Genomic DNA, 14,926 nt, shown 5'->3' with positions numbered 1-14,926 from the left:
ATGACGGGCTTTCGTGAACAGGGAAGCGGCATCCCGCTGATGCTGCTCCACGGCATCAGCTCCGGCGCTGCCTCCTGGCATAAACAGATGGCGCTGAACGGTTTTCGCGTGCTGGCGTGGGACATGCCCGGTTATGGCGAAAGCCCGATGCTGGCGGTTGAGCGCGCCAACGCGGGGGATTACGCCGACGCGCTGGCGGCCATGCTGGACCGCGCGGGCGTCTGGCAGGTCGTTCTGGTCGGGCATTCGCTGGGGGCCCTGGTGGCAAGCGCCTTTGCGGCGAAGTATCCCGAACGCGTGCTGCATCTGGTCCTGGCCGATGCCGCGCAGGGTTACGGCCAGGCCGAGCCGGCGCAGCGCGAGCAGGTCTGGCGTAACCGGGAGCAGCAGATGGCGCTTGGGGGCGAGATCCTGGCGCAAACCCGGGCCGCTAAATTATTACGTCCGGGCGCGCGTGAGGACGATATTGCCACCGTTGCGGCGGGCATGCGCAAACTGCGCCCGGAAGGCTACCTCGCTGCCGCATGGATGCTGGCACATGACGATATTCACGGCTGGCTGAAGCGTTACGCCGGTGACTTTGAAGTCTGGTGCGGCGAGCAGGACGCCATTACCCAGCCTGAGCTGGTTCAGGGGCTGGCGCTACGTTACGGCATGCCGTTTACCGCGATTCCCCTGGCCGGGCACGCCAGCTATCTCGATAACGACGCGTTTTTTAATCAACAGCTTTTACGTATCAACGAAGAGGTGCGCGATGAATGCACAAATTGACGGGCGCGTAGCGGTAGTCACCGGCGGTTCTTCTGGCATTGGTTTTGAAACACTGCGCTTGCTGCTGGGCGAGGGGGCAAAAGTGGCGTTCTGTGGCCGCGACCCGGACCGGCTTGCCAGCGCGCATGCGTCGCTGCAAAACGAATTCCCTGATGGCGAGATTTTCTCTCACCGCTGCGACGTGCTGGATGCAGACCAGGTTCAGACCTTTGCCCAGGCCGTTAAATCCCGCTTTGGCGGGACAGACTTGCTGATTAATAACGCCGGACAGGGGTATGTGGCGCACTTCAATGACACCCCGCGCGAGGCCTGGCTGCATGAAGCCGAACTGAAACTGTTTGGGGTGATTAACCCCGTACAGGCTTTTCAGCTGCAGCTGGAGCAATCGGATATTGCCTCCATTACCTGCGTGAATTCGCTGCTGGCGCTGCAGCCAGAGGAACACATGATTGCCACCTCCGCAGCACGTGCCGCGCTGCTCAACATGACGCTCACGCTCTCGAAAGAGCTGGTGAGTAAGGGCATCCGCGTGAATTCCATTTTGCTTGGCATGGTGGAATCCGGCCAGTGGCGGCGTCGCTTTGAGAACCGGGCGGATAAAAGTCAGAGCTGGCCGCAGTGGACCGCGGATATCGCCCGCAAACGCGGCATTCCGATGGCGCGTCTCGGTAAGCCGCAGGAGCCTGCGCAGGCTCTGCTGTTCCTCGCGTCGCCGCTGGCTTCGTTTACCACCGGTGCGGCGCTGGACGTTTCCGGCGGCTTCTGCCGTCATCTGTAAGGACACATCATGAAAAAAATCATGTTAATCGGCTACGGTGCCATGGCGCAGGCGGTCATTGAGCGTCTGCCCGAGCAGGTTGCCATCGGCTGGATCGTGGCGCGCGAGACGCATCATGCCGCGATTCGCCAGCAGTTTGGCGATGCGGTGGTGGCACTGACCTCGCCCGCATTATGTACGGATACTCCCGATCTGGTGCTGGAATGTGCCAGCCAGCAGGCGGTGGCGCAGTACGGGGAAGCGATTTTACGCCGTGGATGGCATCTGGCGGTGATCTCCACCGGCGCGCTGGCAGACAGCGCGCTGGAACAGCGTCTGCTTAACGCAGGCGGAAAGCTGACCCTGCTCTCCGGGGCGGTGGCGGGCATTGATGGCCTGGCGGCGGCAAAAGAGGGCGGGCTTGAGAAGGTGACCTACCAGTCGCGTAAAAGCCCGGCCAGCTGGCGCGGCAGCTATGCCGAGCAGCTTATCGATCTTAACGCCGTGTCCGAGGCGCAGATCTTCTTTGAAGGCAGCGCACGCGAAGCGGCACGACTGTTTCCGGCCAACGCCAACGTGGCGGCGACCGTGGCACTTGGCGGCGTGGGGATGGATGATACCCGTGTGCAACTGATGGTTGACCCGGCCACTCAACGCAATACCCACACGCTGCACGTCGAAGGGATGTTTGGCGAGTTCCATCTGGAGCTGAGCGGGCTACCGCTTGCCAGCAACCCCAAAACCTCCACCCTGGCGGCACTCAGCGCGGTTCGCGCCTGCCGTGAACTGACGCAGCGCTGAGGAGCGACGATGGACGATCTTAACATTTTCATTGGCGGCAACTGGCGGCGCGGCGGCGGTAACCTGATGCAGAGCCATTTCCCGGCAGACGGTGCGGTGAACGCCACGCTCCACGCGGCAAGCCTGGACGATCTGCAGGAGGCTATCGACGCCGGAGAGCGCGCGTGGCGCGATCCTGCCTGGCGTAACAGCCTGCCGCATGCGCGTGCGAAGATCCTGCATAAGGTGGCGGATCTGATCGAATCCCGCGTCGATGAACTGGCCCGCATGCAGAGTCGCGACAACGGTAAACCGCTGGCGGAAGCGCAGGGGCTGGTGATGAGCGCGGCAGGCACGGCGCGTTATTTTGCCGCCGCCTGCGAGCTGCTGGAAGGTGAACTGCCGACACCACGCCAGCCTGATGTGCTTACCCTCAGCCGATATGAACCGCTCGGCGTGGTGGCGGCTATCACGCCCTGGAATTCCCCCATTGCCAGCGAAATGCAGAAAGTGGCGCCGGCCATTGCTGCCGGTAACGCGGTGGTTCTCAAACCAGCCGAAGCCACCCCGCTGATGGCGCTGGAGCTGGCGCGTATTTTTGAACAGGCAGGCTTACCCGCCGGGCTGCTGAGCGTGCTGCCGGGCAAAGGCTCGGTGATTGGCGATGCGCTGGCGCGTCACCCGAAAGTGCGAAAAATCTCCTTTACCGGTGGCACCACCACGGGCCGTCATCTGGCGCACGTGGCGGCGGAAAAATTGATCCCGGCCTCGCTGGAACTGGGCGGTAAATCCCCGACCATCGTGCTGGAAGATGCCGACGTTGAGCTGGCTGCGCGCGGGATTTGCTACGGCATTTTCAGCTCTGCAGGTCAGGCCTGCATTGCCGGTTCGCGACTCTTTATCCATGAGCGCCTTTACGCCCCGCTGATGGCAAGGCTGCTCGAATTAACGCGCGGCCTGCGGGTCGGGCATCCCTTTACCGACGGCACCCATGTGGGGCCGCTGATTAACGATGCGCACCGCCAGAGCGTGCAGGCTTACGTTGAACTGGCAAAGCGTGAAGGGGGCCGCGTGCTGTGTGGCGGGGAGAGTCCTGCCGATCCACTGCTGGCAAACGGCAGTTACTTCCAGCCCACCATCATCGAAGGCCTGACCAACAGCGCGCGCGCCTGTCAGGAGGAGATCTTCGGCCCGGTGCTGGTGGCGATGCCCTTTAGCGATGAAGCCGCGTTGATCCGTGAGGCGAATGACTCCGTTTATGGCCTTGCCGCCGGGATCTGGACGCGGGATACCGGGCGCGCCCTGCGCCTGAGCGAGCAGCTTGAAGCGGGCACGGTGTGGATAAACACCTACAAAGTGTTTGCGATTTCGACCCCGTTCGGGGGCTTTAAAGAGAGCGGTCTGGGCCGCGAAAAGGGCATTCAGGGGCTGAAAGCCTGGATGCAGCAAAAGAGCATTTATCTGGCGACGGGTAACAGCGTCAGCCACTGGTGCGACTGAGAAAGGGTGAGTAATGAGCGAAATGATAACCGTCGGCGACGCCATCGCCAGAACGCTGGAGCAGTATCAGGTTGAGGCCATCTACGGCGTCATCTCCATCCACAATTTACCCATCGCCGATGCGGTAGGGCAGCGCGGGAATATTCGCTTTGTGCCCGCACGTGGCGAAGCGGGGTCGGTCACCATGGCCGATGCCCACGGCCGTTTTTCCGGGCTCGGTGTGGCGCTGACCAGTACCGGCGCCGGGGCGGGTAACGCCGTCGGCGCGCTGGTGGAAGCCATGAATGCCTGCACGCCGCTGCTGCACATCACCGGTCAGGTGGAAAAAGCCTGGCTGGATGCTGACACCGGCTTTATCCACGAAACCCGCGACCAGCTGACCTTCCTGAAGGCCAGCTCAAAACGGGCATACCGCATCAGCAACGCAAACCAGGCGATAGCGATCCTTCACAAGGCCATTCAGGAGGCGCAAACTCCGCCGTGCGGGCCGGTCTCCGTGGAGATCCCGATTGATATTCAGGGGGCGAAAATCCCCGTGTCGCTGATCACCGCTCCGGTGAAACCGACGTCGGTTTCCGCGGTTGATACGGCAGTGGTCGACACGCTGTGGGCGCAGCTTAAACAGGCCAGACAGCCGCTGCTGTGGCTGGGGGGCGGAGCGCTTGGTAGCGCTGATGCGGTAAAAAAACTGGCGGATGCGGGAGTGACGGTTATCTCCAGCACCCACGCACGCGGCGTGCTGCCGGACAGCCATCGCGCCAGCCTGCGGGCGTTTCATAACTCGCCGTCAGTTGAGGCGTTGATCGCCCAGTGCGACTTTACGCTGGTCGCCGGCTCACGCCTGCGCAGCAACGAAACCCGCTCGTGGACGCTTGAATTACCGCATCCCCGCGTCCAGATTGATATCGACCCCGCGGCGGCGAGCCGCAACTATCTGATGGACACAACCCTTGTGGCGGACTGCGCGGCGCTGTTAACCGCGCTGGCGGCTAAAGCGCAGGGGCGTGAATGGGGCGACGCACAGTGGGATACACAGGTGCAGCATGCGCTGGCGAAAGCCGTTGCGGGACTGCGTGAGCAGTGCGGTGCTTATGCGAAGCTCAACGACGCCATTGAGAACGCGCTGCCGCAAGATGGCCTGCTGGTTCGTGATATCACCGTTTCCGGAAGTCTGTGGGGGAGCCGTTTGTTCCGCGCCAACGGACCGCTGATGAACATTCACTCGCTGGCAGGCGCCATCGGCATGGGGCTACCGATGGCGATTGGCACGGCGATTGCCAACCCGCAACGCAAAGTGGTGGGGCTGGTGGGCGATGGTGGCGTAAGCCTGAATCTGGGCGAGATGGCAACGCTGGCGCAGGAAAAGGCCAACGTGACGCTGCTGGTGATGAACGACGGCGGTTACGGCGTCATGCGCGGCATTCAGGACAAGTATTTCGGCGGGCGTCAGTATTATAACGAGCTGCATACCCCGGACTTTACGCAGCTGGCGCATGCGATGGGGTTACAGGCGTGGAGCGTCGAACGGGCGGAGGATTTTGACGCGGTGATGACCGAAGCGCTTGCCATGCCAGGACCGTCGGTAGTGGAAGTGCGGATGGGACAGATTGGCGCGCTGAAATTTGCCGGGCCGCCGCAGAAGACGTTGTACTAAGCGTGTTTACCCTCACTCCAGCCCTCTCCCTTAGGGAGAAGGGCGGGTGAGGGGCTTAATCAGAACACGTTAAACGGGTATTCCACGTACGCGCGGATCTCATCCCCGCCCACGTTATAGTCGCTGGCGTTGCTGGACACGCGCAGGACGGAGTAACGGAGTTTCAGTTTCAGATCTTTAGCCGGGCCGTCCTGCACCTGATACTGGATCTGGTTAAACCACTCATGCTCTTTACCGTTGCTGGTTTCAGAGGTCTTGATGTTGTCGCCACGCACGTAAGCAGTGGTCCAGCTCAGGCCCGGTAAGCCCAGACCGCCGAAGTCCAGCGCGTAAGAAGCCTGCCATGAGCGCTCGTCTTCGCCGTTGAAATCAGACCAGTAGGAGTTCGCCAGCCAGATGGTATTGCCGCCGTCACCTACGCCACCCTGATCGCGATAGCTGCCATAGTGATAGCCGGTGCTGCCGCTGCTCTGCTGATACGCCACCTTGAAGGTATGAATATCCCAGATGTAGCTTGCCGCCAGGCTCCAGATGCTATTGCTGCGTCCGGTATCAAGGCTGTCTGCGTAGCGCTGATCCAGGCGTGAGTTATAGCCGTTGAAATCGAGCACCAGCTGTTGCCCGGTGCTGAACGGCTGTTTGAAGTTCATTCCCAGGTACTGCTTGTTCATCACCTCTTCCACATGAGAGGCATACAGCGCACCGCTGAACTGGTCGTTGAACTGGTAGCTCGCACCGCCGAAGGAGAGGCTCTTCAGGCCACTGTCGTGGCGGTCGTCACTTTTGCGCTGCTCATCGGTGAAGTAACCGGCGTTCACTTCCAGACCCGCGATCTCTTTTGAGGTCAGCATGGTGCCGGTAAAGCTTTCAAACAGCAGACGGGAATTGTCGGCATTAACAATCGGTAATTCCGGACGCTGGTTACCGTAGCTCAGCACGGTATTGGAAATACGCATTTTTGCTGTGGCGCCAAATTTCGCCAGATCGGATTTAGCCCGGCCATCGTCTTCCTGTTTAAAGAAGTCAATGCCGCCCGCGCCGCTCTTTCCACGACCGCCGTCCAGACGCACGCCATACTGGGCAATGCCGTCCACACCAAAGCCAACCAGCCCTTCGGTATAGCCGGATTCAAACGTGGCAACGATACCCTGACCCCATTCGGCTTTGTCCTGCTGGCCCTGATGATAATCACGACTGATATACGCATTGCGTAAAAACAGATCTAAATGGCTGTCGTCAACAAACCCTTTGCTGTCGGATTGCTGGCTTGCAACGGCGGGTAATGCGGCGAATAAACTTAACGCAATTAATGATAATTCTTTTTTCACGGAGGGAACGTCTCTGTCTTAATATTGTAAATTGAATTACTGCGAGTTCGATAATTACCCGAATGGTAAATGATTGCAATAATTATGTGACGAGACGTTTCAGAGCAATAAGCCAGTGTTTGCGCGGCTTAGAAAGGTACTCAAGCGCTATTACCGATATGTGCGGTTAAATTAACAATTCATGCGAAATAAAAAGGAGGCAAATATGCCTCCTTTCGAATTATTTAATTCCGTCTGCGGCCATACGGTCGCGAATATGCTGTGCGCGCTCTTCTGACGCCGGGTGGTCATCAAACATAGAGCTCTGGCGACCGGCTTCCAGTTTGGCCAGTTTTTCGAAGCTGGTGGCTAAACCTGATGGATTAATGCCGCGTTTGCGCAACAGATCGTAGGAGTAGTCATCCGCTTCGGATTCCTGACGCTGCGAGAACTGAGAGTTAACCAGCTTTTCACCCACATCGCCAAGCTGCGACTGTGACAGGCTGCCGACGATACCGCCCGTAGACGCCGCCGCGGCGCGGATGGCGTTAGTGCCTAACGCAACCTGCATGCCTTTCTTCACGTGGCCAAGTGCAACGTGGCCCATTTCATGGCCGATAACCGCTTCAACTTCGTTGTCGGTCATCATATCCATCAGCCCGCTGTAAACGCGGATGCAGCCGTTCGCCATCGCGAAGGCGTTTACATCTTTGGCCATGTACACCTTATAGTTCACCGGCTGGCCATTAATGTTATCACCCAGCGCGGAGGCTATCTTATTCAGACGCTGCGTGTAGGTACTATTGGCCGGGGCAAGCGTGGCTTTTCCGTCCATATCTTTACAGGCCTGGTCGCTCAGCGCTTTAACCTGTGCGTCGCTCAGGGAGTAGGCCTGAAAGGCTTCTGCGCCTGAGGACATCAGGCCGTTAGAATCCATATTCTGACAGCCGCTCAGCAGGAGCGTTGTACCCAGGGCCAGCACTATTGCACGCATTTTCATGATGTCGCTTCCGTACTCGTTAATCTGAATAAAATCTGAAAAGTGCACCGGCAACGAAGCCGGGGTCGGGCTAAGTATAAGGAATATCTACGGGGCCGGGCGAGCAGATTGCGCAACATGCGAGCATGATCCAGAGATTTCTTAAGCTGCAAAAGAATGCTCCATGTACATGACATGCCGCTTGGGTTACATTGTTGGCACTTTTTTCCGGCGTAGCCCAAAACGCGCTGTCGTCAAGGGCATGGCCTTTAACAGTCCGATCTGGAGTTAAAATGTCCTCACGTAAAGAGCTTGCTAATGCTATTCGTGCGCTGAGCATGGACGCAGTACAGAAAGCCAAATCCGGCCACCCGGGCGCCCCTATGGGGATGGCTGATATCGCCGAAGTCCTGTGGCGCGATTTCCTGAACCACAACCCGCAGAACCCTTCCTGGGCTGACCGCGACCGTTTCGTGCTGTCTAATGGCCACGGCTCAATGCTGATCTATAGCCTGCTGCACCTCACTGGCTACGATCTGCCAATTGAAGAGCTGAAAAACTTCCGCCAGCTGCACTCCAAAACGCCAGGTCACCCGGAAGTGGGTTACACCGCAGGTGTAGAAACCACCACCGGTCCGCTGGGTCAGGGTATTGCTAACGCGGTGGGTATGGCGATTGCCGAGAAAACCCTGGCCGCGCAGTTCAACCGTCCAGGCCATGACATTGTTGACCACTTCACCTACGCATTCATGGGCGACGGCTGCATGATGGAAGGCATTTCTCACGAAGTGTGCTCCCTGGCAGGTACCCTGAAGCTGGGCAAACTGGTTGCGTTCTATGACGACAACGGCATCTCCATCGACGGTCACGTTGAAGGCTGGTTCACTGACGACACCGCGAAGCGTTTCGAAGCTTACGGCTGGCACGTTGTGCGTGGCGTTGACGGTCACGATGCTGACTCGATTAAACGTGCAGTAGAAGAAGCGCGCGCTGTGACGGACAAGCCGTCACTGCTGATGTGCAAAACCATCATTGGTTTCGGTTCTCCGAACAAAGCGGGTACCCACGATTCCCACGGTGCGCCACTGGGCGACGCGGAAATCGCACTGACGCGCGAAGCGCTGGGCTGGAAATATCCTGCTTTCGAAATCCCATCTGAAATTTACGCGCAGTGGGATGCTAAAGAAGTGGGTCAGGCGAAAGAATCCGCATGGAACGAGAAGTTCGCTGCCTATGCGAAAGCCTTCCCACAGGAAGCGGCTGAATTTACCCGTCGTATGAAGGGTGACATGCCGTCTGACTTCGACGCCAAAGCGAACGAGTTCATTGCTAAACTGCAGGCGAACCCATCCAAAATCGCCAGCCGTAAAGCCTCTCAGAATGCGATTGAAGCGTTCGGTCCGCTGCTGCCAGAATTCCTGGGCGGCTCCGCTGACCTGGCGCCATCTAACCTGACAATCTGGTCTGGTTCTAAAGCAATCAACGAAGACACTGCCGGTAACTACATCCACTACGGTGTGCGTGAATTCGGTATGACCGCGATTGCGAACGGTATCTCCCTGCACGGTGGTTTCCTGCCGTACACCTCTACCTTCCTGATGTTTGTCGAGTACGCGCGTAACGCCGTGCGTATGGCTGCGCTGATGAAACAGCGTCAGGTGATGGTCTACACCCACGACTCCATCGGTCTGGGCGAAGATGGTCCAACTCACCAGCCGGTAGAGCAGGTGGCTTCCCTGCGCGTGACGCCAAACATGAGCACATGGCGTCCATGTGACCAGGTTGAGTCCGCCGTGGCGTGGAAATACGGTGTTGAGCGTCAGGACGGCCCAACCGCACTGATCCTCTCCCGTCAGAACCTGGCACAGCAGGAGCGTACTCCAGAGCAGCTGGCGAACATCGCCCGTGGTGGTTACGTGCTGAAAGATTGCGCGGGTCAGCCAGAGCTGATCTTCATCGCGACCGGTTCTGAAGTTGAGCTGGCTGTTGCCGCATGGGAAAAACTGTCTGCCGAAGGCGTTAAAGCGCGCGTGGTTTCCATGCCGTCTACCGATGCGTTCGACAAGCAGGATGCCGCCTACCGCGAATCCGTACTGCCTAAAGCCGTTACCGCGCGCGTGGCAGTAGAAGCGGGTATCGCTGACTACTGGTTCAAATATGTGGGCCTGAACGGCGCAATCGTCGGCATGACCACCTTTGGTGAATCTGCTCCGGCAGAGCTGCTGTTCGAAGAGTTCGGCTTCACCGTTGAAAACGTTGTCGCGAAAGCAAAAGAACTGCTGTAATTGTTTGTAGGGGAGGGGCGCGAGCCCCTGTCCGTGCTCTCGCTGAGAAGAGGGCGCAAACACCCTAAACGGTAACCTTTGGGTTACCGTTTTGTTTTTTTCACGCTATCCGCCTTATATGTCCACTATTCCTCAAACATGTAACGTTCCTGTGAATTATTCCATCCAAAATGTGACGCAAGTCATATAGCGCGCTTATTGCTCTGGACAGACATTCCTTTTATTCCCTGATTCGCTTATTCTAGCTGAAGCGTTTCAGTCGATTAAATGTTCGACAATTGACCAATCAATCGCAGTTTGTGACAGCAAGGATTCCCCTTCGGGCGTAGCTGGATTACTCTTTCAGCCACCTCAAACTCAGGGATAGCTTTGCAGGAGATCTATGACCGTACGCGTAGCGATTAATGGCTTCGGTCGCATCGGGCGTAACGTGGTTCGTGCTTTATATGAATCCGGGCGTCGGGCGGAAATAACCGTGGTGGCTATCAACGAACTGGCGGATGCTGCGGGCATGGCGCATTTGTTGAAATATGACACCAGCCACGGACGCTTTGCCTGGGATGTTCGCCAGGAAAGAGATCAGCTGTTTGTCGGCGACGATGCCATCCGCGTGCTGCATGAGAGCAGTATTGCCGGGCTACCGTGGCGTGAACTGGGTGTGGATATCGTACTTGACTGTACTGGCGTATACGGTAACCGCGAGCATGGCGAAGCGCATCTGACAGCAGGTGCGAAAAAAGTCCTGTTTTCCCATCCTGGCAGTAACGACCTCGACGCGACCGTCGTATTTGGCGTGAATCAGCATGAGCTGCAAGCCGAACACCGCATTGTTTCCAACGCCTCCTGCACCACCAACTGCATTATTCCGGTCATCAAACTGTTAGACGATGCGTATGGCATTGAATCCGGCACCGTAACCACGATTCATTCAGCGATGCACGATCAGCAGGTGATTGACGCCTACCACCCGGACTTACGACGCACGCGAGCCGCGAGCCAGTCAATCATTCCGGTGGACACAAAACTGGCGGCAGGTATCACCCGTTTTTTCCCGCAGTTTAACGATCGTTTTGAAGCAATTGCCGTACGTGTACCGACGATTAACGTCACCGCAATTGACCTGAGCGTGACGGTGAAAAAACCGGTAAAAGCCTGTGAAGTCAACCTGTTGCTGCAAAAAGCGGCACAGGGGGCATTTCATGGTATAGTTGACTATACGGAATTACCGTTGGTCTCAGTAGATTTTAACCACGACCCGCACAGCGCCATTGTCGATGGCACTCAAACGCGCGTCAGTGGCGCACACCTTATCAAGACGCTGGTCTGGTGTGATAACGAATGGGGCTTTGCTAACCGAATGCTCGACACCACGTTAGCAATGGCCGCTCAAGGTTTCAGGTAAGACGCATCGTGCGTCTGCAAAACTTTAAGAATCAACGAGAGGATTCACCATGTCTGTAATTAAGATGACCGATCTGGATCTGGCTGGTAAACGCGTTTTCATCCGTGCTGATCTGAACGTACCGGTTAAAGATGGCAAAGTGACCAGCGACGCGCGTATCCGTGCATCTCTGCCAACCATCGAACTGGCTCTGAAGCAGGGCGCTAAAGTGATGGTGACCTCCCACCTGGGTCGTCCAACTGAAGGCGAGTACAATGAAGAGTTCTCTCTGCTGCCAGTTGTTAATTACCTGAAAGACAAACTGTCCAACCCGGTTCGCCTGGTAAAAGATTACCTGGACGGCGTAGACATCGCTGCCGGTGAACTGGTTGTTCTGGAAAACGTTCGCTTCAACAAAGGCGAAAAGAAAGACGACGAAGCGCTGTCCAAAAAATACGCTGCACTGTGTGACGTATTCGTGATGGACGCCTTCGGTACTGCTCACCGTGCGCAGGCTTCAACCCACGGTATCGGTAAATTCGCAGACGTTGCGTGTGCCGGTCCTCTGCTGGCTGCTGAGCTGGACGCACTGGGTAAAGCGCTGAAAGAACCTGCTCGTCCAATGGTTGCAATCGTTGGTGGTTCTAAAGTTTCTACCAAACTGACCGTACTGGATTCCCTGTCTAAAATCGCTGACCAGCTGATCGTTGGTGGTGGTATCGCGAACACCTTCGTGGCGGCACAAGGCCATAACGTCGGTAAATCCCTGTACGAAGCGGATCTGGTTGACGAAGCAAAACGTCTGCTGACTACCTGCGATATCCCGGTTCCAACGGATGTTCGCGTCGCGACTGAGTTCTCTGAAACAGCGGCTGCGACCCTGAAATCTGTTAACGACATCAAAGATGATGAGCAGATTCTGGACCTGGGCGACGTTTCTGCACAGAAACTGGCTGAAATCCTGAAAAACGCAAAAACTATCCTGTGGAATGGTCCTGTTGGCGTGTTCGAATTCCCGAACTTCCGCAAAGGTACTGAAATCGTTGCTAACGCTATCGCAGACAGCGAAGCGTTCTCTATCGCAGGCGGCGGTGATACGCTGGCAGCAATCGACCTGTTCGGTATTTCTGACAAGATCTCCTACATCTCCACTGGTGGCGGCGCATTCCTCGAGTTCGTGGAAGGCAAAGTACTGCCAGCAGTAGCAATGCTCGAAGAGCGCGCTAAGAAGTAAGCCATTCAAGGGCAGGGAAACCTGCCCAATTTTCAGCGCGCTTTAAGAGCTCGCACCTTTTCTAACGGCCGAAGATACAGGACTAAGCAACATGTCTAAAATTTTTGATTTCGTAAAACCTGGCGTGATCACTGGTGATGACGTTCAGAAAGTGTTCCAGGTAGCTAAAGAAAACAACTTCGCTCTGCCAGCAGTTAACTGCGTTGGTACCGACTCCATTAACGCCGTACTGGAAGCTGCTGCAAAAGTTAAAGCACCGGTTATCGTTCAGTTCTCTAACGGTGGCGCAGCATTCATCGCTGGTAAAGGCGTGAAAACTGACGTTCCTCAGGGCGCGGCAATCCTGGGCGCAATCTCTGGTGCGCACCATGTACACCAGATGGCTGAACACTACGGTGTTCCGGTTATCCTGCACACTGACCACTGCGCGAAGAAACTGCTGCCGTGGATCGACGGTCTGCTGGACGCGGGTGAAAAACACTTCGCAGCGACCGGTAAGCCACTGTTCTCTTCTCACATGATCGACCTGTCTGAAGAGTCCCTGCACGAAAACATCGAAATCTGCTCTAAGTACCTGGCGCGCATGGCCAAAATGGACATGACCCTGGAAATCGAACTGGGTTGCACCGGTGGTGAAGAAGACGGCGTGGACAACAGCCACATGGACGCTTCTGCACTGTACACCCAGCCAGAAGACGTTGATTACGCTTACACCGAGCTGAGCAAAATCAGCCCACGCTTCACCATCGCAGCGTCCTTCGGTAACGTACACGGCGTTTACAAACCAGGTAACGTGGTTTTGACCCCAACCATCCTGCGTGATTCTCAGGAATACGTTTCTAAGAAACACAACCTGCCGCACAACAGCCTGAACTTCGTCTTCCACGGCGGTTCCGGTTCTTCTGCTCAGGAAATCAAAGACTCCGTAAGCTACGGCGTAGTGAAAATGAACATCGATACCGACACCCAGTGGGCAACATGGGACGGTATCCTGCAGTACTACAAAACGAACGAAGCTTACCTGCAGGGCCAGCTGGGCAACCCGAAAGGCGAAGACCAGCCGAACAAGAAATACTACGATCCACGTGTATGGCTGCGTGCTGCGCAGACTTCCATGGTGGCGCGTCTGGAGCAGGCTTTCAAAGAACTGAACGCGGTTGACGTTCTGTAATTTAAGCTGCTCATAGCATCAGAAGGCCCGCGAATGCGGGCCTTTTTTTATGCTTTTTCAATGGTCTGCCCGGCCCGTTTATGTGATCTGTTTGGCAAAACCGGTCCTTTTTGTTTACCCTTTACTGACCTGCCTGTCTCCATGGGGGATGGATTTTGTGTTTTTGGGATAACAAAAGGAAGACTAAATGGAACAACTCGATGTTGTAGACAGCATCAATAATGCCGGTAACTGGCTGGTGCGCAACCAGGCGCTGCTGCTGAGCTATGCCGTTAACATCGTCGCGGCGATTGCCATCATCATCGTCGGGATGATCGTGGCGCGTATCGTATCAAACGCCGTAAACCGCGTGATGCTGGCGCGTCACATTGACGCCACTGTGGCTGACTTCCTCTCTGCACTGGTGCGCTACGGTATTATTGCCTTTACGCTGATTGCTGCACTGGGGCGTGTTGGCGTACAGACTGCCTCGGTGATTGCTGTTCTCGGTGCCGCCGGTCTGGCCATTGGTCTGGCACTGCAGGGGTCGCTCTCGAACCTGGCTGCGGGTGTGTTGCTGGTAACCTTCCGTCCGTTCCGCTCTGGCGAGTACGTTGACCTGGGCGGTATTGCCGGCACCGTACTGCAGGTGCAGATTTTCTCAACCACCCTGCGAACTGTTGATGGCCGTATCGTGGTGGTACCGAACGGGAAAATTATCGCGGGCAACATCATTAACTTCTCCCGCGAGCCGGTGCGTCGTAACGAGCTGATTATCAGCGTGGCGTATGATTCTGATATCGATCAGGTGAAATCGCTGATCGCCAATATCATTGCCTCCGACGATCGTATTCTGAAAGATAAAGAGCAGACCGTTCGCCTGAACGAGTTGGGGGCATCGTCCATCAACTTTGTTGTGCGCATCTGGAGCAAAAGCAGCGATCTGCAAAACGTTTACTGGGATGTTCTGGAACGTATCAAACGTGATTTTGATGCCAACGGGATCAGCTTCCCGTATCCACAGATGGACGTGAACCTTAAACGCGAGAAAGAAGCCGAGTAATCCTCTTCCTCAGGAGGCCCGGTGAGCGGCAACGCCACCGGGCCTTTTTATTAGCAATACTAATC

General features: G+C 56.6%; 12 protein-coding genes. 10 read left to right on the top strand and 2 right to left on the bottom strand.

The window, feature by feature from the left end; genetic code table 11:
* From ACN9MQ_RS18685 to ACN9MQ_RS18665, 5 genes are read left to right on the top strand one after another with little or no spacing between them, the layout of a single operon-like run.
* Positions 1–771, top strand: coding sequence for an alpha/beta fold hydrolase (locus ACN9MQ_RS18685; RefSeq protein WP_025203266.1), 771 nt, complete (start codon positions 1–3; stop codon positions 769–771).
* Entirely contained in the window at positions 755–1,549 is a 795-nt protein-coding gene (locus ACN9MQ_RS18680; RefSeq protein WP_032678938.1) for an SDR family oxidoreductase, read from the top strand. The genes ACN9MQ_RS18685 and ACN9MQ_RS18680 overlap by 17 nt, the downstream gene beginning before the upstream one ends.
* 9 nt (positions 1,550–1,558) lie before the next feature.
* The gene (locus ACN9MQ_RS18675; RefSeq protein WP_020883712.1) at positions 1,559–2,329 is read left to right on the top strand and encodes an aspartate dehydrogenase; all 771 of its coding nucleotides are present in this window, start codon (positions 1,559–1,561) and stop codon (positions 2,327–2,329) included.
* Positions 2,330–2,338: 9 nt separating this feature from the next.
* Complete coding sequence (locus ACN9MQ_RS18670) at positions 2,339–3,808, top strand: aldehyde dehydrogenase (RefSeq protein WP_251884626.1); 1,470 nt, start codon at positions 2,339–2,341, stop codon at positions 3,806–3,808.
* A 13-nt stretch (positions 3,809–3,821) separates the two neighbouring features.
* Positions 3,822–5,462, top strand: coding sequence for a thiamine pyrophosphate-binding protein (locus tag ACN9MQ_RS18665; RefSeq protein ID WP_148576683.1), 1,641 nt, complete (start codon positions 3,822–3,824; stop codon positions 5,460–5,462).
* Between the two features lie 59 nt (positions 5,463–5,521).
* Here the strand turns inward: ACN9MQ_RS18665 and ACN9MQ_RS18660 are convergent, their stop codons facing one another.
* Together ACN9MQ_RS18660 and ACN9MQ_RS18655 are read right to left on the bottom strand one after the other, a co-directional pair.
* On the bottom strand, positions 5,522–6,790 hold the full coding sequence (locus ACN9MQ_RS18660) for an OprD family outer membrane porin (RefSeq protein ID WP_020883713.1): 1,269 nt from the start codon (positions 6,788–6,790) through the stop codon (positions 5,522–5,524).
* Positions 6,791–7,010: 220 nt separating this feature from the next.
* Entirely contained in the window at positions 7,011–7,769 is a 759-nt protein-coding gene (locus ACN9MQ_RS18655; RefSeq protein WP_020883714.1) for a M48 family metallopeptidase, read from the bottom strand.
* Between the two features lie 272 nt (positions 7,770–8,041).
* Here ACN9MQ_RS18655 and tkt point away from each other — a divergent pair, with 272 nt between their 5' ends.
* The 5 genes from tkt to mscS all read left to right on the top strand — a co-directional run bounded on the left by tkt (position 8,042) and on the right by mscS (position 14,861).
* On the top strand, positions 8,042–10,033 hold the full coding sequence (gene tkt, locus ACN9MQ_RS18650) for a transketolase (protein ID WP_020883715.1): 1,992 nt from the start codon (positions 8,042–8,044) through the stop codon (positions 10,031–10,033).
* A 382-nt stretch (positions 10,034–10,415) separates the two neighbouring features.
* Complete coding sequence (gene epd / locus ACN9MQ_RS18645; protein WP_014171537.1) at positions 10,416–11,435, top strand: erythrose-4-phosphate dehydrogenase; 1,020 nt, start codon at positions 10,416–10,418, stop codon at positions 11,433–11,435.
* A gap of 49 nt (positions 11,436–11,484) precedes the next feature.
* Positions 11,485–12,648, top strand: a complete 1,164-nt coding sequence (pgk, locus tag ACN9MQ_RS18640) for a phosphoglycerate kinase (protein WP_020883716.1) — start codon at positions 11,485–11,487, stop codon at positions 12,646–12,648.
* 91 nt (positions 12,649–12,739) lie between these two features.
* Positions 12,740–13,819, top strand: coding sequence for a class II fructose-bisphosphate aldolase (fbaA, locus tag ACN9MQ_RS18635; protein WP_014171535.1), 1,080 nt, complete (start codon positions 12,740–12,742; stop codon positions 13,817–13,819).
* A gap of 187 nt (positions 13,820–14,006) precedes the next feature.
* The gene (gene mscS, locus ACN9MQ_RS18630) at positions 14,007–14,861 is read left to right on the top strand and encodes a small-conductance mechanosensitive channel MscS (protein ID WP_014171534.1); all 855 of its coding nucleotides are present in this window, start codon (positions 14,007–14,009) and stop codon (positions 14,859–14,861) included.
* Positions 14,862–14,926: the final 65 nt, after the last annotated feature.

This window comes from Enterobacter sp. R-25, assembly GCF_049913205.1.
GTDB lineage: Bacteria > Pseudomonadota > Gammaproteobacteria > Enterobacterales > Enterobacteriaceae > Enterobacter > Enterobacter ludwigii.
The sequence above is the reverse complement of the archived record's forward strand: the minus strand, read 5'-3'. Positions and strand labels throughout refer to the sequence as shown.